This is a genomic window from Mycolicibacterium baixiangningiae (genome assembly GCF_016313185.1).
In the GTDB taxonomy this organism is placed as follows: Bacteria; Actinomycetota; Actinomycetes; order Mycobacteriales; family Mycobacteriaceae; genus Mycobacterium; species Mycobacterium baixiangningiae.
The window spans coordinates 5,699,904-5,718,953 of record NZ_CP066218.1; the positions used below are offsets into that span (position 1 = coordinate 5,699,904).

Here is a 19,050-nt window from a genome sequence, read left to right on the forward strand (position 1 = left end):
TATTGACACCTACCTACTAGTAGGTAGAGTGGCGCTATGCCTGCCGCTACCGACACGTCGCAAGAGATCCTCCGCTGCGCGCGAACCCTGATCATCGTCGGTGGATACAACGGCTTCAGCTACGCCGACATCGCCGCGGTGGTGGGTATTCGCAAGGCGAGCATCCATCACCACTTCCCCACCAAGGTCGACCTCGTCCGCACCCTGCTGCAGCAGTATCGCCAGGAGGTCGACGCCGGCATCGCCGAGTTCGAGCGCCAGTCGGCGAATCCGGTCGACCAGCTCAGCGGATACATCGGTTACTGGGAGAGCTGCATCGGCGACCCGACTGCCAGCTATTGCGTGTGCGCCCTGCTGGCGAGCCAGCTCCCGGTTCTGCCTCCGCAGATCGCACAGGAACTGCAGTCCTACTTCCGCAGCCTGTCGGACTGGCTGACGTCGTTGTTGGACCGCGGGGCGAAGAGCGGCGCCATGGTCCTGTCCGCCGACGCCCGGGTCGAGGCAGAGACGTTCATGGCGACCGTGCACGGCGCAATGCTGGCCGCCCGCGCCTACGGCGATCCAACGGCGTTCGGCATGATCACGCGCCCCCTTCTCGCTCGGCTCACCGCCGACCGTTGATCCACCGCGCGATGAAGCGCGATGCAGTACGTCCCTCCCCTCAGAAATGGAACCGTCATGACCGGAACTACTCTCACCGTGCCCACTCCCGCCGAGGTCCGGCAGTGGCTGCACTCGTACTACCTTCTGCGCGCCGCGGTTTCGGGTCTCTGGGTTGCCGCGGCCTTCATGTTCGGCACGAGTCACGTCGCCATCGGGGCTGTCCTGCTGATCGTCTACCCCGCCTGGGACGCTGTCGCCAATGTCATTGACGCACAACACAACGGCGGACTGACGCGCAACCCGATCCAGGCGGTCAATGCGATCGTCAGTGGGGTGACCACCGCGGGAGTCGCGGTAGCATTCGGGTTCGGCATGCACGCCGTGATCGGCGTGTTCGGCGTGTGGGCGACTCTGGCCGGCCTCCTGCAACTCGCCGTGGGCGTCCGCCGCTGGAAGACCTACGGAGCACAATGGGCGATGGTCCTCAGCGGTGCCCAGTCGGCTCTCGTCGGCGCGGTGTTCCTCAAGCAGGCATTCGGCGGCGCCGCCCCGTCCATCGCGGACATCGCGCCCTATGCCGCATTCGGCGCCTTCTACTTCCTCGTCTCCGCTCTCTGGCTGACCGCGTCCGCAGCGCGGCGTCGCAGAATGTCCTCGGCTACGGCGTGATCGCGTCGATCGCCCGGTAGATCCGCTGCTCGCTGACGGGCCGTGCGGTGCCGAGCTGCTGCGCCCACAGGCTCACCCGCAGCTCCTCGATCATCCGCCCGATGTCCCGGACATCTTCAGCGGCCGCGCGGCTCGACGAAAGTGATTGCCGCAGTTCGTCGTACGCATCCTGCACGGCGTGCACCCGCTCCATTCGCTCCCGGTCGGCGCCGACGGCGTGCGGCAGCCGCTCGAGGCGACGGCTGATCGCGGTGAGGTAGCGGGTCAGGTTGGCAAGGTGCGCCACGCCGGTGGCGGTGACGAATCCCGGCGGCAGCAGCGCCGCGAGTTGGGCGCGGACGTCGGCGATCGCCTCGGCCTGCGCGGCCGGCGGGGCAGTGGGCAGGGCCACCTGCGCCTGCTGCGCGGCGGCGAGCACCTTCTCCACCCGGCCGACGATGTCCAGGGTGGTCGGCACCAGAGCCGCGGCCACACGTTGCCGTAGGGCGTCGAAGTCACCGCGCGTCCAGACCGGTTCGCGGACGAGCGCATCCACCGCCGCATCCGCACAGTCCTCGAGCAGCGCAGTGAGCGACCCGTCGGGATTGGCACCGAGGACCAGCCGACGGCGGGTATCCAGTGCCCGTTCGACGTTCTTCACCGGCGACGGCGCCGCCAGCCGCAGCAGCCGCCGGATCCCCGGGCCCGTCGCGGCGCGCTGTTCGGCCGGCGTGGCGAAGACCCGCACGTCGACGGCGCCGCCCGCGTCGACGAACGCAGGGTAACCCCGCACCCGGTGCCCTTTGGAGGTGCGTTCGACCGTGCGCGGCAACTCGTCGAGATCCTCAGGCCAGCCGCGTAATCCGGACCGCTCCAGCCCGTCTGCGACCGCGCGGGCCACGGCGTCGCGCACCGGTGCGGCCAGTTGCTCCTGCAGCGTGTCGAGGTCCTTGCCCCGCGCCACCTCCGCACCGTCCCGCTCGACGGCGAACGTCACCCGTAGATGCGCCGGGATCTTCTCGAGGTCGAAGGCCTCGATCGGCACCACCACCCCGCTGCGTTGCCGCAATTGCCGCGACAGCGCCTCGAGCAGCGGCTCCTGCCCGGGATTCATGGTCTGCAGCACGGCTCGCGCGGTGTCGGGCGCCGGGACGAAGTTGCGCCGCAGCTCCTTGGGCAGCGACTTGATCAGCGCCGTGATCAGCTCCTCACGCAAAGCCGGTACATGCCAGGCGAATTGGTCACCACCCAGGCGGGCCAGCACCTCGACGGGTACGTGCACGGTGATGCCGTCATCGGCGGCGCCCGGTTCGAAGCGGTAGGTCAACGGCAGCGCCAGATCCCCCGCCTGCCACTCGTCGGGCAGTTCGTCGGCGCCGTCCCCGCGAAGCAGATCCTCGCGGGTCATCGTCAACAGATCGGGCGTGCGGTGCCGCTGCTTACGCCACCACGCGTCGAAATGCCTTGCCGAAAGGACAGTTTCGGGGATGCGGGCGGCGTAGAACGCGAACACCTCTTCGTCGCCGACCAGCAGGTCCCGCCGTCGGGCCCGCTCCTCGACCTCCTCGAGTTCCTCGCGCAGCCGCGCGTTGTCACGGAAGAAGTGGTGCTTGGTCTGCCAGTCGCCCTCCACCAACGCATGGCGGATGAACAGTTCACGCGCCAACTCCGGGTCGATCTGCGCGTAATTGATCTTGCGGCGCGGCACCAGCGGCAACCCGTACAGCGTGACCCGCTCGAACCCCATCACCGCGCCCCGCTCGGCATCCCAGTGCGGTTCACTGTGCGTGCGCTGCACCAGATCACCGGCGATCCGCTCGACGGTGTCGGGGTCGATGCGGGCCCCGACGCGGCCGAACAGCCGGCTCGTCTCCACGAGATCGGCGACGACGATCCAGCGCGGCGGGCGTTTCGTCAGCACCGAACCCGGCGCCAGCACGAACCGCGAGTTGCGCGCACCTTGAAACTCTCTGGAGTCGCGTCCTTTTGAATCATCCCGCAATCCGACGTGCGACAGCAGGCCCGCCAGCAGCGCGGCGTGCACGCTGGCCGGCTCGGCCGGTTCGTCGGACTCGCGGATCCCCAGGTCGCGGGCGATGCTGCGCAGCTGGCCGACCAGGTCCTGCCATTCCCGGATGCGCAGGTAGTGCAGGAACTCCTCGCGACACATCCGGCGAAAAGAGCTGCCGGACCGCTCTTTTCGCTGCTCGCCCAGATACCGCCACAGATTGAGGAACGAGACGAAGTCGGAATGCTCGTCGGCGAACCGGGCGTGCTTCTGGCGGGCGGCGTCCTCGCGGTCGACGGGGCGCTCCCGCGGATCGGGGATGGACAGCGCGGCGGCCAGCACCAGCACCTCGCGCACACAACCCTCGGTGTCGGCCTGCAGGATCATCCGCCCGATGCGCGGATCGAGCGGGATACGCGCCAGCCGGCGCCCGGTGTCGGTGAGCTGACCCTGCAGGTCGAACGCGCCGAGTTCCTGCAGCAGCGCCACCCCGTCGCGGATGCTTCGCTTCTCCGGCGGATCCAGAAACGGGAAGTTCTCGATGTCGCCGAGGCCGAGTGCCGCCATCTGCAGGATGACCGCGGCGAGGTTGGTGCGCAGGATCTCCGGATCGGTGTAGCGCGGCCGTCCGGCGAAGTCCTCCTCCGGGTACAGCCGGATGCACACACCCGGTGCGGTGCGCCCCGACCGGCCGGCGCGCTGGGCGGCCGACGCCTGCGAGATCGGCTCGATCGGCAGCCGCTGCACCTTGGTGCGGCGGCTGTAGCGGGAGATGCGCGCGGTGCCCGGATCGACGACGTAGCGGATGCCCGGCACCGTCAACGACGTCTCGGCGACGTTGGTGGCCAACACGACGCGCCGCCCGGTTCGAGCCGGCGAGAAGACCTTCTGTTGTTCGGCCGTCGGCAGGCGCGCGTAGAGCGGCAGCACCTCGGTATTGCTGCCGAGCTCGCCGCGCAGCACCTCGGCGGTATCGCGGATCTCGCGTTCCCCCGAGAGGAACACCAGGACGTCGCCGGGCGGCTCGGCCTCGAGTTCGCGGACCGCATCGACGATGGCGTCGGTCGGGTCGCGTAGTTCGGTACGGACGACCTCGTGGTCGGGGTCGTCGGGATCGTCGGTCGAGTCGCCGACCACCGGCACTTCCAGCGGCCGGTAGCGGATCTCGACGGGATAGGTGCGGCCGGACACCTCGACGATGGGCGCTCCGGCGAAGTGCTCGGCGAAGCGCTCCGGCTCGATGGTCGCCGAGGTGACGATGACCTTGAGGTCCGGCCGGCGCGGCAGCAGTTCGCGCAGGTAGCCGAGCAGGAAGTCGATGTTGAGGCTGCGCTCGTGGGCCTCGTCGAGGATGAGGGTGTCGTAGCGCAGTAACCGGCGGTCGCGCTGGATCTCGGCGAGCAGGATGCCGTCGGTCATCAGCTTGACCAGTGTGCGGTCGGAGGCCTGGTCGGTGAACCGCACGGTGTAGCCGACGGCGTCGCCGAGCGGGGTGCCCAGTTCGTCGGCGATGCGCTGTCCGACGGTGCGCGCGGCCAGGCGGCGCGGCTGGGTGTGGCCGATCGTGCCGCGGATCCCGCGGCCCAGTTCCAGGCAGATCTTCGGCAGCTGCGTGGTCTTACCGGATCCGGTCTCGCCGGCGACGATGACGACCTGGTTCTCGGCGATGGCCTTGGCGATGTCGTCGCGGCGTTCGCTGACCGGTAGATCGGGATAGGTGATCGCCGGGACGGCCGCCAGGCGGGTTGCGACGAGCGCTTCAGCGGCGGTGATCTGCTCGGCGATCTGCGCCAGCTTGTCGGGCTTGGCCTGTTTGAGGCGGCGGCCCAGGCGGGCGGCGTCGCGGTAGGTCAGACCGTCCAGGCGGTTGCGCAGTTCGCGGACGGACGGTTCGGACACTCGCGCCAGGATATAGGCGCGTCAGCCGTGACCGGGCGACCAGTACTCCAGCATCTCGGCGAACGTCTCGAACGCCGGCGTGGACACCCCGTAGGTCGCCTCGAGATGGATGCTGAGCGGGAAGCCCAGCTCGCCGACCCCGTCGATCACCCGCTTGTAGAGGTCGAGCAGCATGCGCCGCTTGTCGGCCGGCTCGCTGGCGGCCAGGGCCTTGACGAACTCCTGCTCCGCGGCGACCGCGGCGTTGCCCGGGTCCTGGATCAACCAGTTGATGAGCCCGACGCGGCTCTCCACCTTCGGCACGAACCCGAACGACAGCAGGATCTCCGGCCGGTGTTCGTTGCCGGCCGCGAACTCCGTCAGAAACCCGACGATCGCGTCGGAGTACAGCAGCTGCGTCATCCCGTAGGTGGCGCCCTGCTTGCATTTGAAAGTGAACCGGCCCTGCTCACCGTCGCGGGTGGGGATCAGGATCGCACCCCGGTTGTCGACCAGCCCGTCATAGAGCGACAGCGCATCGGTAGGGGCGACGCCGCTGCCCTCCCCGTCGTTCATGGTCCGCGGGACACCCACGAAGGCGATACCGTCGAACCCCGCCGCGCTGAGCTTGGTCAGCCGCTCACGCAGCGCGGACTCGTCGAGGAATGCGGTGACCTGCGTGCACAGCCCGCGCACACCCGGCAGTTCCGGCTTGATGATCTGCCAGAAGTCCAGCACGTCCATCTTGGGCTTCATCTCGATGGGACGGCCGCTGTCCTCCTCGATCATCCCGGGGATCATGACGTGGGCGATGCGGCCCTCGATACCGGCCTCGGCCGAGCAGCGCAGCACCTTGTGGGCGTCCTCGAGCGCATGCTCGCGGCCGCGCTCGACATTGGGCGGCACGAGTTCGAGCGCGACGGTGTTCAGGGGCAACGACTGCTCCTTTGACGGCATGACGACAGATGCGACGTGTCGGCCGCACTCCCCCCGGAAATCGTCACCATACCGGTCAGAACTGGACGCCGCCTGAGCCGGTCGCCGTCACCCGAGGAACGCGACGACCGCGCCGAGGTAGATCACGATCGACAAAAGGTCCTGGATGACGGTGGCCAGCGGACCCGATCCGAACGCCGGATCGAGGTGGAGGCGGTTCAGCAGCCAGGGCAGCGCCAGCGCCACCAGCGTCGCGATCGCGCTGGCCGCGAAGACGGCGACCGCGACGGCAGCGGCGAGCGTCCAGTCGCCGGTCATCAGCGCCACGACCGGCGCCATCAGCCCGCCGAGCACCAGCCCCACCAACAGACCGGTGATGCTCTCCGGCACGATCACCCGCCGGATCCCCACCCCGACAGACAGACCGCGGATCGCCAGCGTCTCGGTTTGCGTACCGACCGCATCAGCCAGATAGACGATGCCGGGCACGAAGTACGCGACCGCGAGCACGGCGTCGAGCTGTGCTTCGAACGCCGCCATCAGACCCGCCGACGCCATTGCGCCGAGCAGCCCCACGATCAGCCACGGCGTCCGGTGCCACAGCCGCCGGGTCACACTCTCCACGCTGGTGGCACGCGCCGCGTCGACCGAATCCAGGAACCCGCCGAGGCGCGCCATGTCTTCGCGGTGCTCCTGCAGCAGGACACCGATGAGCGTCTGCGGGGGAATCAGCCCGTGGAACCGGCCCTCGTCGTCGACGACGGCCAGCCCCGGTTCCCCACGCTGCACCGCCTCCCAGGCGACCTCCTCCTGATCGGTCTCGGGCGCCACGACGGGCGGCGCGGCATCCATGACGTCGCGCAGCAGCACGCCGTGGGGCGCCGCGAACAACCGCTCGATGGCGGCGACCCCGATCAAGCGGTCGCCGTCGAGCACCGCGACGGCCGCGGCGCTGACGAACTCGACGCCCCGCATGCGGTCGAGGACATCGGCGACGGAGTCGCCGACGGCGGCGGTGGGGACCTGCGCGGTCGCCCGGTCCGCAGCGGTGCCGGGACCGTCGAGGCGATCATGGACCGGGGCACTGCTCGCGACATCTTCCACGAGGCAACTCTGGCACGCATGCGGGCACCGAGGGCCGAAGTCCTCTCCGGTGCGGGTACACCCCGTGCACCGGGGCGCTCACCCGTCGATGAGCCGCTGCACCGACGGCGGAACGGGAAGCGGGGAATCGGAGACGGGTGCGCGGTAGCGGGTGTCCACGGGCACCACTCCGGTCCAGGCCGCGCCGTCCGCCGCCGGGCCCGTCCGCGCCTTGGCCACCCACGACCCGTCGACGATCGGCACCTCGAGCAGCAGCGTGGACGCGAGTTCCTTGTCCGTGTGCGGTGGGCACTCGGCCGCGCGGCCGGGGATCAGTGTCTCGGTGAACCGGTCGAGCAGCCCGGGCGCCTCGTCGCGGTCCACCACACGGCACACCCCGCGCACCACCGCGGAGCGATAGTTGGCCGAGTGATCGAACTGACGCTCGGCGATCACCAGCCCGTCGAGGACGAAGGCGCTCACGCACACCTTGGCCCCGCCCGCGATGTGGCGCAGCGCTCCCGCACCCGTCGACCCGTGCAGCAGCAGCCGTTCCCCGTCCCGGGCCACGAGCATCGGGACCGCCCACGGCTCGTCTCCCAGCACCGTCGAGACGGTCGCCACCGCGGCCGTGTCGAAGACCTCGCGCAGCAGCGCCAGATCGGCCGCCCGGCCGGGTTTGCGGGTCAACTGACTCAGCGGTGAATTCGTCACAGATGTCATTCATCCAGCCCGGCGTACCGGCGGCAACCTATATCTCGCTTCGCTACCTTGAGTCCATGAACGCTGACGTGATCGTGGTGGGCGCGGGCCTGGCCGGCCTGGTCGCCACGCACGAGCTCACCCGCCGCGGCAAGCGGGTCATGCTCGTCGACCAGGAGAACGCAGCCAACCTCGGTGGGCAGGCGTACTGGTCGTTCGGCGGGATCTTCCTGGTGGACAGCCCCGAACAGCGCCGCATGCGAATCAAGGACTCCTTCGAGTTGGCGTGGAGCGACTGGCGGGGCAGCGCCGCGTTCGATCGCCTGGACGACGAGGACGTGTGGGCGGCCAAATGGGCCCGCGCCTACGTCGCATGGGCGGCGGGCGAGAAGCGTGACTACCTCACCGCTCTCGGCATCTCGTTCCTGCCGACGGTCGGCTGGGCCGAGCGCGGCGACCTGAGCGCCACCGGACACGGCAACTCGGTGCCCCGGTTCCACGTCGCGTGGGGCACCGGCACCGGCATCATCGGTCCGTTCACCGACTCCACGCTCGCCGCCGCGCAGGGCGGACTGGTGCGATTCCGCCACCGCCATCGGGTCGACGGCCTGGTGTTCACCGACGGTGCCGTCACCGGCGTGCGCGGCACGGTGCTGGCCCCCGACAGCGCGGTGCGCGGCGCCCCGTCGAACCGCGACGCCGTCGGCGAATTCGAACTCTCCGCGCAGGCAGTGGTGGTGACGACGGGCGGCATCGGCGCCAATCACGAGATCGTGCGCCGCTTCTGGCCCGCGCGGATGGGCACCCCGCCGACGTCGATGATCACCGGGGTGCCCGCCCACGTCGACGGCCGGATGCTCGACATCGCGGCGGATTCTGGTGTGCGCCTTGTCAATCGGGACCGGATGTGGCACTACACCGAGGGTATCGTCAACTGGGATCCGATCTGGCCCGACCACGCGATCCGCATCCTGCCCGGACCGTCGTCGATGTGGTTCGACGCGCTGGGCCGCCGGCTTCCCGCGCCGTACCTTCCCGGCTACGACACCCTGGGCACGCTGCGCTATCTGCGCACCACACCGGACATCGCCGAGTACGACCACTCCTGGTTCATCCTGACCCAGCGCATCCTCGAGAAGGAGTTCGCGTTGTCCGGGTCGGAACAGAATCCCGACATCACCGCGAAAGACCGCAAAGCGTTCCTCAAGGAGCGGCTGTTCAGCAAGGGCGGACCCGGTCCGGTCGAGGCGTTCAAGAAGCACGGGGTGGACTTCGTCGTCTCGGAGTCGGATTCCGCCGACGCCCTCGAGGACCTGGTCGCGAAGATGAACGCGCTCACCGCCGAACCCCTGCTCGACCCGGCGATCATCCGCCGCCAGATCGAGGCGCGCGATCTGCAGGTCGCCAATCCGTTCAGCAAGGACGCGCAGATCCAGGGCATCCACAACTCACGCAGCTCACTGGCCGACCGCATCGGCCGCACCGCGGCACCGCACCGCATCCTCGACCCGGCGGCCGGACCGCTGATCGGCATCAAACTGCACATCCTGACCCGAAAGACGTTGGGCGGCATCCAAACCGACCTCGCGTCACGCGTCATCGGCCTGGACGGGCAACCGATCGACGGCCTGTACGCAGCCGGTGAGGTGGCGGGTTTCGGCGGTGGTGGCGTGCACGGATACAACGCCCTGGAAGGCACGTTCCTCGGCGGGTGCATCTTCTCGGGCCGTTCCGCCGGCCGGGCCCTGGCCGACCGGATCTGACCGGGCGGGAAGGCGCGGGGATGCAGGCGAATTCGGGGTTCGACGCGGCGCTGCGCCGCCGGATGCTGCTGGTGTACCTGGCGATCCTGTGGACGCTGTACGCGGTGGCGGTGCTGTCGGCGCATACGCTCGACACCCAACCCTCCGACGGCCGTGGGGAACTCTTCGCCCTGGCGCTGCTCACGGTCGGCGTGTTGACGGCGGCGCGTCCCCCGCTGTGCGGATGGCGTTATGTGGTGGCCCTGGTGTGCGTGAGCGTGTCGCCGGTGGCGGCGTTGCTGTTCCACGAACAGATCGCCGCCCAGGTGTGGTCGGTGATCCCGCTGATGTTCGTCGCCATGTTCCTCCGCACATGGCACGGCCCCGCCGTGACGCGCGTGGTGGTGACGGCGTTGGCCGCGGCGGCCGTCATGGCGCTGGTGATCGCGCCGGCCCCGGTGCCCAGCCTGTGGTTCGTGTTCTACGTCGCGTGCATCGTGGGCTCCGCCGAGATCTTCGGGCTGGCGAATTCGGTGTTGGTGGATGCGGCGTTGCGGGACCCACTGACGTCGGTGTGGAACCGTGCGGGCGTCGTCCGGCACGCGACCCGGGTGATCGGCAGAGCGCGGCGCCGCGGGGATCAGGTCGCCGTCGTGGTGCTCGACGTCGACGATTTCAAAGGTGTCAACGACCGTCGCGGCCATGCTGCGGGCGATCTCGTGCTCAGCGGTCTCGCACAGCGGTGGGTCAGCAGGCTACCGCCCAACAGCGTGATCGGCCGGGTCGGTGGTGACGAATTCGTCGTCCTGCTCGGCGGTTCCGACGAACACCGCGCCCGTGCGCTCGCCGCCGAACTGGTCGACGGACATTCCGTCGATGTGACATACGGGGTGGCGGCGGGGCCCGCCGAGTCCGACGCGTTCGAGACGTTGTTCGCCTCCGCCGACGAGGATCTCTACCGGAGCAAGCGAGCCCGCTCTCCTCAGGCGGCGACCAGGAAGCCGGCGACGTCCTCGGCCACCGGTCCGGCCTGTAGCCGGAACGACTGCAGCGGACCGATCAGCGGCTCGTCGTAGCCGGCGAACCACAGGCCCGGCGCCGCCGAGGGCAGTCCGTTGACCACCGGCGCCCCCTCCTCGTCGAGCACACCGAGATGCCCGACGAGCGGTTCCAGCCCGTGGCGGTATCCCGTCGCGCCGATGACCACCTCCGGCCGGATGATCTGCCCGTCGGCGAGCACGACGGCGTCCCCGTCGAACGCCTCGACGGCGGCGACCACCTCGATGCGCCCGGCCTTGATCTGCGGGACCAATTCGTCTCCGAGCGTGGGGATGCTGCCGTCGTCGAGCAGTGCGCGGTAGATGCCCCGGCGCGGTGCCGGCAGTCCCGCGGACGTCAGGTCGCCGAACCACAGCCTGCTCACCAGAGCGGCGGCGTGGTCGAGCACGGGGACCGGCAGCCGGCGCAGCGCGGCGCTGAATGCGTCCACCGGGATCCCGGCGGCCGAACGCGGCACCAGGTGCGGCGGGGTGCGTACGGCCAACCGGACGCGGCCGGCCACCCCGTCGCTGAGCTGCAGCGCGATGTCGGTGGCGGAGTTCCCCACTCCGACCACCAGCACGTCGCGTCCGGCGAACGGCCAGGGGTTGCGGTAGTCGGCGGAGTGCAGGAGTTCGCCGGTGTAACCCTCCATTCCGGGCCATGCCGGCAGCGCCGGGGTGTGATAGTTCCCCGTCGCGATCACGACGGCATCAGCCGTGTACGACTCCCCGTCGGTGGTGATCTGCCACCGATCGTCGTCGCGGTCGATCCGGGTCACCGTGACTCCGAGGCCGAGCCGAAGCTGTTGGCGGCGAACGTAACTGTCGAAGTAGTCGACCATGTCGTCACGCTTGGGCCAGCGGCCGTAGCGGCGTGGAATCGGCTGCCCGGGCAGGTGAGACCAGTAGCCGCAGGTGTTGAGCCGGAACCCGTCGTAGCGGCCCCGCCAGGTGGACACGGGCGCCGTCGCGCGGTCGAGGACCAGCGCGTCGACCTTCTGTTCGTGGGCGAGTTGGCGGGCGATCGCCAACCCGCAGGGACCGGCACCCATGACGACGACGCGTTCGTGGCGTAGTTGAGAGGACATCCCGGCCAGGGTTCCCACCCGGCGGCCGGCTCAAGCCGGTTTCCCGTTCGGCGTGCCGGGTAGTTCTGTGGTCTACCCGAACCGTTCAGGAGGATTGATGAGCTCACCGGAACCGACGCCTGACGACGACCAGCAGGCGGAGACCGAAGTGCCGAGCGCGAGCCCCGGATACTCCACGCCTCCGCCGGAAGGCGTTCGCGACGCCGAGGACCAGGGCGACGCGACCTAGCACAGACGAGAACCCGGGCGGCGGTGGATCCAAGGGTCAACCACTGCCCGGGTTTTCGTCTGTCACTGTTTGTCAGGGGTGCGCGGCGAGTGGGTGCTCGGATCCTCGCCCCGCGTCAGTGGTGGGACGTGTTCGACGAGGCCCGCGACGCGGGCGAGCCCGGAGCTCACTGCCGTCAACACACTGCGCTGGCGGCCCGACGAGCGACGCGCGCCGCGGTCGAGGTGATCGCGTGCACGGTCGAGCACGGTGAGCGGCGCCGCCGCCAGTGCGTTACCCGGTGGGCGCCGCGCCACGACCGGGTGCGGACGGGTCGGCGCGGTCCGCCGCACCGCCTCCCACGCCCAACCCAACTGGATCAGCGTGCGACGGTCGGCGGCATCCTGGAGCATCGGCAGCAGTCGGTCTTCTTCGTCTCGAACATCTTCGCGCAGAAGCGATTCGATGCGTGGCCACAGCTCCCGGTGGCGTGGGTCGTCGACGGGGTACTTCTCGAGTTCGGTGAACAGCTCGTTGATCTCCTGGTGTTCGCGTTCGATCTCCAACGTCAGCGGTTCACCGTCGGGCACCATCTTGCGGATCGCCGGCCACAGCACCGCCTCCTCGGCGAACGCGTGCGGGAACACGAGGCGGCACAGTTCGGTGAGATAGTCCTGCCGTTCGTCGCCGGTGCTCGCGTCGATGTGGTGCAGCAATCGGTCGAGTTCGATGTGGTCACGCTTCTGGCGCGTGAGGACGCTGAACGGGCCGCCGAGCTGTGCGAGGTTCTGGTCGGCAAGGGATGACGTCATGGGTGCTCCTCTCCGTGGGCGGAGCTGTGCCCCGACTGCGGAACTCCAAACCCCGACGTTCACTACGAAATCCAACTGCGGGCCGGGGTTTGTGGTCTCAGTGCCCGGGTACCGCAGTCCTGCCGTACAGACATCGTGCGGCGGTCGGGGTGGTCGTTTGCGCGGCCGCTAACACTCAAATCTTGGAGAACTGATGTTCCGCCATACCGATTACATGCAATTCGACGTCAAGCCCGAGAAGCCGGATCCGGTCTACGCGGCCAAGCTCCAAGAGCTGCTCGGCGGCGCCTACGGCGAGATGACCGTGACGATGCAGTACCTGATGCAGGGCTGGAACTGTCGCATGAAGGGCAAGTACAAGGACCTCATCATGGATATCGCGACCGAGGAGATCGGTCACGTCGAGATGATCGCGACCATGATCGCCCGCCTGCTCGAGGGTGCACCGGCCACCAACGCCACCCAGAACGCGATGGGCGACTCGGTCGTCGCCGCCGTGATGGGTGGGATGGACCCGCAGCAGGCCATTGTCACCGGTGGCGCGCCCACCCTGTCGGACAGTCGGGGCGTGCCGTGGAACGGCCGCTACGTCACCGCATCGGGCAACCTGCTCGCAGACTTCTACGCCAACGTGACGGCCGAGGCGCAGGGCCGCGTGCAGACCGCGCGGCTGTGGCACATGACCGACGACCCGGGCGTGAAGGCGATGCTGCGGTTCAACCTCGCCCGCGACACCTACCACCAGAACATGTGGCTGGCCGCGATCGAGGAGCTGCAGGCCGACGGGCTGGAGGGCGTCATCGCACCGAACGATCTGTTCGACGAGGAGAACTCCGAGCAAGCCAACACGCTGTGGCATCTGTCGGACGGCGCGGACGCCGACAAGGGTCGGTGGATCGGACCGCTGCCCGATGGCATCCACACCGGCGTGTTCCTCGCGGATCCGCAGCCGCAGGGCGACCGCCAGTCCGGGCCGCCGCCGGACCCCAAGCTGTACGTCACCTACGACGGCTCCCTCGGTGAGCCGCGGCCACCGGCGTTGGGAACGGAGAAGGGCGTGATGGGCAAGCTGAAGGACGCGATCGATCCCGACAAGACGTAAAACGTTCACGCGCCGGCGACTCGTAGTCTGGATGAGGTGAGTGTCTCCGACGTGACAGCCCTGATCCTCGACGACCGCTTCGCGCGGGAACTGCCGGAGATGGCGGTCCGCTGGCGGGCCCAGGAGGCTCCCGACCCGCGACTGCTCGTGCTCAACGAGCAGTTGGCGGGGGGCCTCGGTCTCGATGCCGACTGGCTGCGCACCCCCGACGGGGTGCGTCTGTTGGTCGGCAATTCGGTCCCCAGCGGCGCCACCCCGGTGGCGCAGGCCTACTCCGGCCATCAGTTCGGCGGGTTCGCCCCCCGCCTCGGTGACGGCCGCGCGCTGCTGCTCGGTGAGCTCGTCGACGCCGACGGCCGCATCCGCGACCTGCATCTCAAGGGCTCCGGGCACACACCGTTCGCCCGCGCCGGTGACGGTTTGGCCGCGGTGGGACCGATGCTGCGTGAATACATCGTCAGCGAGGCCATGCACGCCCTCGGGATCCCGACCACGCGTTCCCTCGCAGTGGTGGCGACCGGACGCTCGGTGCAGCGCGAGACCATGCTCGACGGGGCCGTGCTGGCCCGGGTGGCGAGCAGCCACCTGCGCGTCGGCAGCTTCCAGTACGCGGCCGCCACCGGTGACCGCGACCTGCTGCGCCGGCTCGCCGACCACGCCATCGCGCGCCATCACCCGCAGGCGGCCGAAGCCGACAACCGGTATCTGGCCTTGTTCGAGGCGGTGGCGTCGGCCCAGGCACGCTTGATCGCCCGGTGGATGCTCGTCGGATTCATCCACGGCGTGATGAACACCGACAACATGACGATCTCCGGCGAGACCATCGACTACGGGCCGTGTGCGTTCATGGATGTCTACGACCCCGAGACGGTCTTCAGCTCCATCGACATGTGGGGCCGGTACGCCTACGGCAACCAGCCCTCGATGGCCGCCTGGAACCTGGCCCGCTTCGCCGAGGCGCTGCTTCCGCTGCTGGCCGACGATCTCGACCAGGCGATCACCATGGCGGAGGCCGCGCTCGGCGCGTTCGGCCGGGAGTACGCCGCCGCGTTGTCCGCCGGAATGCAGGAAAAGATCGGGCTGTCCGGGGCCGATGAGACCGTCGTCGCCCCGCTGCTCGAGGATCTGCTGACGCTGTTGCAGCAGAATCACATCGACTTCACGTCGTTCTTCCGCGACCTCGGCCGCGCCGCCCGCGGCGACACCGAACCCGCGCGCGGGTTGTTCGCCGACCTCGCGGGCTTCGACGTGTGGCTGAACCGCTGGCGTGCGCTGGACCCCGACGGCGAGGCGATGGACCGGGTGAACCCGATCTACATCCCCCGCAATCACCTCGTCGAGGAGGCGCTGACCGCGGCCGCCGCGGGCGACCTGTCGCCGGTCGAGCGTCTGCTCACCGCAGTGACCGGGCCGTTCGAGGAACGGCCCGGTCTCCAGCGTTTTGCGGAACCGGCTCCCGAGGACTTCGGCCGGTACCGCACGTTCTGCGGTACCTGAGAACTAGGGCGTGCTGGCGCAGCCGACGCCGGGGATGCACCCGCTGGCGCCGCCCGGTCCGGCCGTACCGGCAGGCCCGCCGGGGATTCCACCAGTCGCACCCTGGGGACCGGCCGCACCGCCCGGACCACCCGGGATCGCGCCCGCAGCGCCCTGCGGACCAGCCACACCACCCGGCCCACCCGGAATCGCGCCCGCAGCGCCCTGCGGACCAGCCACACCACCCGGACCACCCGGAATCGCGCCGGCAGCGCCCTGCGGACCGGCCACACCACCCGGACCGCCCGGAGGCGGAGGCGGCGGGGCGGCGCAGCCCGTGCCGTACGGATCGACGCAGCCGGGAGGACCGCCCGCCGGGAGCAACAGGGTGGCTCCGGCCGGAACGGCGAAGACGATCGCGAGTGCGGAAGCGCCGGCCGCGAGGACCGGCGTGATCTTCATACGTTGAGTGGACATGCGGCGCCTGTACCACCCCGCAGCTACTTCAAACATCACTCGTCATGCGAAAACGATCTAGTAGTGGTATGTGTCCGACGGGGCGGGCATGTGCACGGGTTCGTCCTCGAAGTCGGTGACCTCGATGCCGTAGGCGCGGGCCAGGTCGAGAATTTTGTTGGCCCGCGCGATCCGGGGAAGGTCGGACCCGTTGCGGATCTCTCCGCCGTCGCGCTCGAACTCCGCGAAGAACTCCTTCGCCCACGAGATCTCATCCTGTGAGGGCGACAGCCCCTCGTTGACCACCGAGCACTGGTCAGGGCTCAGGCAGATCTTGCCGGTCATCCCGAACTCCGTGGACACCGCCGTCGCCTCGATGAGCCGCAGCGCGCTCGAACCGATCGTCGGCCCGTCGATGGCACTGGGCAGATGCGCCGCCTTCGCCGCGATGGTGAAGCGGGACCGGGCGTAGGCCAACGTCGCCGGATTGTCGCCGAAGCCGGTGTCCCGACGGAAGTCGCCGATGCCGAACGCCAGCCGGAAGGTGCCCTTCGCCGCCGCGATCTCGGTGATGCGCTCCAGGCCGCGGGCGGTTTCCACCAGCGCGACGATCGGCACGCCGGGCAGCCGTTTGGCGGTTTCGCTGACGTGGTCGACCGATTCGGCCATCGCGAGCATCACCCCGCCGACCGGCGTGCCCGCGAGCGCGTCGAGGTCGTCGGCCCACCACGGCGTGCCGAACCCGTTGATTCGGACCCAGTCCGAGTTGCCTGCCTGCAGCCAGCGGACCACGTTGTCGCGGGCCGTCACCTTGTCCTTGGGGGCCACGGCGTCTTCGATGTCGAGGACGACGATGTCGGCGCGTGAGCGGACCGCGGGTTCGAACCGGTCGCCGTGCGCGCCGTTGACCAGCAGCCAGCTGCGCGCGAGCACCGGGTCGATGCGCGATCCGACGTCACTCGAGTCATGGGAGCTCGAATCATGGGAGTCGGCACCGTGGGAGTCGAAGGACACCTCGTCATACACCCACTTATGGTCGCCCAGACGCCTCGGACGGGACGCGGCAGGGGCGGGAAGCTGCGGTCAGACGCGGCCGGACATCGGGGCGGGCGGTGGCGGCGGGGGCGGTACGGGCAGGCACAGACCGGTATTGGTGTCGAGTGCTCGACCCGGCAGGCAGAACGGCGCGCAAGCGTTGGTGACACCGGTTTCCCCCGGCAGGCAGGCCGAGCTGACGGCCGGCGAGACGAGCGTGGTGATAGCGGCCGGCGTCGCGGTCAACGCGGCCACCGACAGCGCCGCGCCGAGCAACCGGCGCACTGGATACGTCATGGTTGGTGCTCCTCGAGTGGCATCCCCGACCCGGGTCGGCCCACGATCGACTGTAAGCGCGCACCGGTCGCGGGAGGGCCGAAATCGGTGACAGAAGGCGGGGGTCAGACGACCTGACGCATGATCTCCCGGACAGAACAACGCGAGCCCGACTCCCCTCGGAGGCCCCATGCGTACGCGCGAACTCGGCATCGTGATCGGTGAGCACCCCACCGGTCCGCACAACGCCATCACCGACGTGCCGGGTGTGCGGGTCGGGCACACCACCCTCGAACAGGCGGGTCCGCCCGCGGTGCGCACCGGTGTGACCGTCGTCGTCCCCCACGACGACATCTGGACCGAGCCGATCTTCGCCGGTGCGCACCGGCTCAACGGCAGTGGGGAACTCACCGGCCTGGAGTGGATCCGCGAATCCGGCGAGCTGACGTCGGCGATCGCGCTGACGAACACCCACAGCGTCGGAGTGGTGCGCGACGCCCTGGTCGACGCGCAGGTCGGGGCCCGCGGCGACGGCCTCTACTGGTCACTGCCCGTGGTGGGCGAGACCTACGACGGCGTGCTCAACGACATCAACGGTCACCACGTGCGGGCCGAGCACGTGCACGCCGCACTGGCCGGCGCGAGCGGCGGTCCGGTGGCAGAGGGCAACGTCGGCGGCGGCACAGGCATGATCTGCCACGGATTCAAGGGCGGCATCGGCACCGCGTCCCGGATCGCCGACACCGCTGCGGGCCGCTACACCGTCGGCGCGCTGGTGCAGGCCAACCACGGCCGCCGGGAGCGGTTCCGCGTCAACGGGGTGCCCGTCGGCGAGCTCGTCGGCCCCGACGTCGTACCCCTGCCCGGCATGCCGGTGACGTACGAGCCGGGGTCCGGTTCGATCATCGTGATCGTCGCGACCGATGCGCCGCTGCTGCCGCACCAGTGCACCCGGCTGGCGCAGCGGTCCGCGCTCGCGGTCAGCCGGGTCGGCGGCAGCGGCGAACAGTACAGCGGCGATCTGATGCTGGCCTTCTCCACCGGTAACCGGGGGATCCCGCCGTATTCGTGGGACGAGGACGCCGGCACCGGGCGCCCCGAGATCGCCGTCCGGATGGTCGCGCCGCAGCTGATGACGCTGCTGTTCGACCTCACGATCGAGGCCACCGAGGAGGCGATCGTGAACGCGGTCGCCGCTGCCACCACCGTGACCGGCCGCGACGGGCGCACCGCCCACGCCCTCGACCACACCCTGTTTCGCCAGGCCATGGCGCCGCGACACTAATCAGCGGGGTCAGGGGCGCGTGCACCCCGCCAGACGGTGTCCAACAACTGGGTCAGTGCGGCCTCGTCGAGCGGCGGCATCGCGAACACCAGGCGGTAGTAGGCCGGGGAGAACAGGGCGTCGACCGCCACCTCGACGTCGAGGTCGGGGCGCAGTTCGCCGGCGGCGACACCGACGAGCAGAACGGCGGTGACCGCGGCCCGGCGCGGCAGCAGCCATTGGTCGAGCAGCGCGGTGGCGACCTCGCCGTTGGAGCTGGCCGCGCCGATGACGCTGCGGAACAGCGGACCGGTCGTGGAATCGGACAGGATGTCGTTGAGCGCGCGCAGCTGGTGATCGAGCGCACCCCTGGTGTCACTGCCGGTCGGGGGCACGATGGAACCGCGCATCGCAGCCAGCAGGCCCTCCAGCACGATCGCCGCCGCCGACGGCCACCACTTGTAGATGGTCGTGCGGCTCACCGCGGCCCGTTTGGCGATGGCGTCGATGCTGACTGTTCCGGTACCGCCCGCGAGCGCCAGATCCGTGGCGGCCTGTAACACCGCGGCACGCAACTCGACGTTGCGCGGCCGCCCTCGGCGCAGCGGCTCCGCTGCGATGATTGCGAGCCCCGTCGTGGCGCGTGTACCGTCATTTGTGGACACTCTGTTCACTATATTCTCAGCTTTCGAA

General features: G+C 69.6%; 18 protein-coding genes. 8 read left to right on the forward strand and 10 right to left on the reverse strand.

Annotation, left to right across the window (positions count from 1 at the left end; translation table 11 throughout):
- Positions 1–36: 36 nt before the first annotated feature.
- Positions 37–621 carry a TetR/AcrR family transcriptional regulator gene (locus I7X18_RS27105; RefSeq protein WP_193045680.1) on the forward strand — a complete coding sequence of 195 codons (585 nt, stop codon included), beginning with the start codon at positions 37–39 and terminating at the stop codon, positions 619–621.
- A 57-nt stretch (positions 622–678) separates the two neighbouring features.
- A complete protein-coding gene (locus I7X18_RS27110) occupies positions 679–1,272 on the forward strand; it encodes a DUF308 domain-containing protein (RefSeq protein ID WP_193045679.1) in 594 nt (197 codons plus the stop codon).
- Here I7X18_RS27110 and hrpA read toward each other — a convergent pair.
- From hrpA to I7X18_RS27130, 4 genes are all read right to left on the reverse strand, one after another.
- The gene (gene hrpA, locus I7X18_RS27115) at positions 1,262–5,158 is read right to left on the reverse strand and encodes an ATP-dependent RNA helicase HrpA (RefSeq protein WP_193045678.1); all 3,897 of its coding nucleotides are present in this window, start codon (positions 5,156–5,158) and stop codon (positions 1,262–1,264) included. The two genes, I7X18_RS27110 and hrpA, sit on opposite strands and share 11 nt — an antisense overlap.
- Positions 5,159–5,179: 21 nt before the next feature.
- Positions 5,180–6,073 carry a mycobacterial-type methylenetetrahydrofolate reductase gene (locus I7X18_RS27120; RefSeq protein ID WP_193045677.1) on the reverse strand — a complete coding sequence of 298 codons (894 nt, stop codon included), beginning with the start codon at positions 6,071–6,073 and terminating at the stop codon, positions 5,180–5,182.
- Positions 6,074–6,181: 108 nt separating this feature from the next.
- Positions 6,182–7,177 carry a magnesium transporter gene (locus I7X18_RS27125; protein WP_232375344.1) on the reverse strand — a complete coding sequence of 332 codons (996 nt, stop codon included), beginning with the start codon at positions 7,175–7,177 and terminating at the stop codon, positions 6,182–6,184.
- 78 nt (positions 7,178–7,255) lie between these two features.
- Positions 7,256–7,879 (reverse strand): pyridoxamine 5'-phosphate oxidase family protein, encoded by a 624-nt coding sequence (locus I7X18_RS27130; RefSeq protein WP_193045676.1) that lies wholly within the window; start codon positions 7,877–7,879, stop codon positions 7,256–7,258.
- A 56-nt stretch (positions 7,880–7,935) separates the two neighbouring features.
- Between I7X18_RS27130 and I7X18_RS27135 the strand changes: the two genes are divergently transcribed.
- Positions 7,936–9,621, forward strand: coding sequence for an FAD-binding dehydrogenase (locus I7X18_RS27135; RefSeq protein ID WP_193045675.1), 1,686 nt, complete (start codon positions 7,936–7,938; stop codon positions 9,619–9,621).
- 20 nt (positions 9,622–9,641) lie between these two features.
- Positions 9,642–10,676 (forward strand): sensor domain-containing diguanylate cyclase, encoded by a 1,035-nt coding sequence (locus I7X18_RS27140; protein WP_193045674.1) that lies wholly within the window; start codon positions 9,642–9,644, stop codon positions 10,674–10,676.
- Here the strand turns inward: I7X18_RS27140 and I7X18_RS27145 are convergent.
- A complete protein-coding gene (locus I7X18_RS27145; protein WP_193045673.1) occupies positions 10,583–11,728 on the reverse strand; it encodes a flavin-containing monooxygenase in 1,146 nt (381 codons plus the stop codon). The genes I7X18_RS27140 and I7X18_RS27145 overlap by 94 nt on opposite strands.
- Before the next feature lie 97 nt (positions 11,729–11,825).
- On the opposite strand from I7X18_RS27145, the gene I7X18_RS29895 reads away from it, so the two are divergent.
- Entirely contained in the window at positions 11,826–11,957 is a 132-nt protein-coding gene (locus I7X18_RS29895; protein ID WP_264295975.1) for a hypothetical protein, read from the forward strand.
- Positions 11,958–12,019: 62 nt separating this feature from the next.
- On the opposite strand, the gene I7X18_RS27150 is transcribed toward I7X18_RS29895, so the two are convergent.
- Positions 12,020–12,748, reverse strand: a complete 729-nt coding sequence (locus I7X18_RS27150; protein ID WP_193045672.1) for a hemerythrin domain-containing protein — start codon at positions 12,746–12,748, stop codon at positions 12,020–12,022.
- Positions 12,749–12,941: 193 nt separating this feature from the next.
- Between I7X18_RS27150 and I7X18_RS27155 the strand changes: the two genes are divergently transcribed.
- Both I7X18_RS27155 and I7X18_RS27160 read left to right on the forward strand, forming a co-directional pair.
- Positions 12,942–13,850 carry a manganese catalase gene (locus tag I7X18_RS27155; protein WP_193045671.1) on the forward strand — a complete coding sequence of 303 codons (909 nt, stop codon included), beginning with the start codon at positions 12,942–12,944 and terminating at the stop codon, positions 13,848–13,850.
- A gap of 51 nt (positions 13,851–13,901) precedes the next feature.
- Positions 13,902–15,347: a protein adenylyltransferase SelO gene (locus tag I7X18_RS27160; RefSeq protein WP_193045917.1), complete on the forward strand. Its 1,446-nt coding sequence runs from the start codon at positions 13,902–13,904 to the stop codon at positions 15,345–15,347.
- Positions 15,348–15,350: 3 nt separating this feature from the next.
- On the opposite strand, the gene I7X18_RS27165 is transcribed toward I7X18_RS27160, so the two are convergent.
- The 3 genes from I7X18_RS27165 to I7X18_RS27175 form a co-directional block, all read right to left on the reverse strand.
- Positions 15,351–15,803: a hypothetical protein gene (locus tag I7X18_RS27165; protein WP_193045670.1), complete on the reverse strand. Its 453-nt coding sequence runs from the start codon at positions 15,801–15,803 to the stop codon at positions 15,351–15,353.
- Positions 15,804–15,860: 57 nt separating this feature from the next.
- Positions 15,861–16,724 (reverse strand): HpcH/HpaI aldolase/citrate lyase family protein, encoded by an 864-nt coding sequence (locus tag I7X18_RS27170; RefSeq protein WP_404822800.1) that lies wholly within the window; start codon positions 16,722–16,724, stop codon positions 15,861–15,863.
- A gap of 141 nt (positions 16,725–16,865) precedes the next feature.
- Positions 16,866–17,114: a hypothetical protein gene (locus I7X18_RS27175; protein WP_193045669.1), complete on the reverse strand. Its 249-nt coding sequence runs from the start codon at positions 17,112–17,114 to the stop codon at positions 16,866–16,868.
- Positions 17,115–17,283: 169 nt separating this feature from the next.
- Here I7X18_RS27175 and I7X18_RS27180 point away from each other — a divergent pair, with 169 nt between their 5' ends.
- Complete coding sequence (locus I7X18_RS27180) at positions 17,284–18,378, forward strand: DmpA family aminopeptidase (protein WP_193045668.1); 1,095 nt, start codon at positions 17,284–17,286, stop codon at positions 18,376–18,378.
- On the opposite strand, the gene I7X18_RS27185 is transcribed toward I7X18_RS27180, so the two are convergent.
- Positions 18,375–19,031 carry a TetR/AcrR family transcriptional regulator gene (locus tag I7X18_RS27185; protein WP_193045667.1) on the reverse strand — a complete coding sequence of 219 codons (657 nt, stop codon included), beginning with the start codon at positions 19,029–19,031 and terminating at the stop codon, positions 18,375–18,377. The two genes, I7X18_RS27180 and I7X18_RS27185, sit on opposite strands and share 4 nt — an antisense overlap.
- Positions 19,032–19,050: the final 19 nt, after the last annotated feature.